Here is a 1,531-nt window from a genome sequence, read left to right on the forward strand (position 1 = left end):
CAACCGGGCAGCCGGCTCTGGCTGGAGACCACCGACCCGCTGGCCGTCATCGACATTCCGGCATTCTGTTCGGAGAGCGGCCACCAGTTGATTGAAACGGCGGCGGTCTCCGGCGGCCATCGCTTCCTGGTCGAGTGCGGCGCGCCGTAATCGTGGGAGCTACCGCCCGGCAATCGCCAGCGGGTTGTTTTCCAGCGCGGCGCGATCGGGCGTGTCGATCGACGGCCGGTTGGTGAAGGCGGCGAACAGCCTGCGGATATAATCTTCGGGCATATCGAGCGTGATCAGCACCAGCCGCGTGCCGCGCTGGCCATCTGGCCAGGACGGCAATTGCACCGGCGGATGCAGTATCTTCTGCACGCCATGGATCACCAAAGGCCGCGACGGGTCTTCCCTGAGCTCGATGACGCCCTTCATGCGCAGCAGGCGCTCGCCATGTGTCGAGCGCAGCAGGTCGAGGAACATCTCGATCGCCGAAAACGGCACCGGGCCGTCATGCACCAGCGAATAGGAACGCACCCGCGAATCGTGGCGATGACCGTGGTCATGGCCATGTTCGTGATCATGCCCATCATGGTGATCATGATCATGATGGTGATGATCATGAGCGGCTTCCTCGCCCAGCCAGCGCCGCACATCGGCGGATTTGGTTGCCGGGTTGTAGAGGCCGCAATCAAACAGCGCCGCCACGCCTGTCCCCGTGTCACCGGCATCGAGCAGTTCGGCGCCCGGATTGATCTGCCGCAGGCGCGCCCGAAGCATTTCCAACTCATTGGGATCGGCGACCAGATCGGCTTTGCTGAGCACGATGCGATCGGCGACGGCAGCCTGCTTGACCGCCTCGACATGGGCGTCGAGCGTGGCGTTGCCGTTGACGGCATCGACCAGCGTGATGACGCCGTCGAGCCGGAAGGCCTGGATCAGCGCCGGATGCGCCATGATCGACTGCAGCACCGGCGCCGGGTCGGCAAGGCCGGTGGTCTCGACGATGACGCGGGCAAGCCGGGCGATGCGGCCGGTCTGCAGCCGGTCGACCAGGTCGGCCAGCGTGTCGACCAGTTCGCCGCGCACCGTGCAGCAAAGGCAGCCGTCCGAAAGCTGGATGATGCCGTCGGAAGACTGCTCGACCAGCAAATGGTCGATCGCCACCTCGCCGAACTCGTTGATGATTACCGCCGTGTCGGCCAGCGCCGGATCCTTGAGCAGCCGGTTGAGCAGCGTCGTCTTGCCGGCGCCTAGGAAGCCGGTCAGCACCGAGACGGGGATCGGGAAGCCGCTGCCCATTGGCTAGTTCGCAACCTTGGCCGGCTGGTCGCCCTGCGCGGCGGAGCCGGCAATCTTCGGGCCTGCGCCGGCCGGTGCCGGCCTGTCGGGCCGCCAGCTCGGGATCGGCACATCGGCATATTCCTGACCGCCCCGGTCGAGGATGGCCTTCGGCGCCGGACCGGTGGCGCCGCCAAGGCCGACGGCAACCAGCGTCGGCACATGGTCGAGCTTTTCCTGATAGGGCGATTTCGGCACGTCCTTGGCG

The 1,531-nt window shown here is 66.2% G+C and carries 2 protein-coding genes and 1 pseudogene; 1 reads left to right on the forward strand and 2 read right to left on the reverse strand.

All coding sequences use genetic code 11. From position 1 onward, the window contains the following. The coding region (locus EN906_RS33785; protein WP_164777592.1) for a sulfurtransferase TusA family protein at positions 1 to 150 on the forward strand (150 nt) is incomplete at its 5' end. 9 nt (positions 151 to 159) lie between these two features. On the opposite strand, the gene EN906_RS33790 is transcribed toward EN906_RS33785, so the two are convergent. Continuing rightward, positions 160 to 1,284, reverse strand: coding sequence for a GTP-binding protein (locus EN906_RS33790; RefSeq protein WP_127266675.1), 1,125 nt, complete (start codon positions 1,282 to 1,284; stop codon positions 160 to 162). 3 nt (positions 1,285 to 1,287) lie between these two features. Beyond that, positions 1,288 to 1,531 (reverse strand): annotated as a pseudogene (locus EN906_RS33795) (D-alanyl-D-alanine carboxypeptidase); the annotation flags it as partial.

The organism is Mesorhizobium sp. M7A.F.Ca.CA.004.06.1.1, from assembly GCF_003999135.1.
Lineage (GTDB): Bacteria > Pseudomonadota > Alphaproteobacteria > Rhizobiales > Rhizobiaceae > Mesorhizobium.

Bases quoted from the DNA above. Each gene is read 5' to 3' on its own strand.
- EN906_RS33790 (WP_127266675.1), bottom strand. From the start codon at position 1,284: ATGGGCAGCGGCTTCCCGATCCCCGTCTCGGTGCTGACCGGCTTCCTA.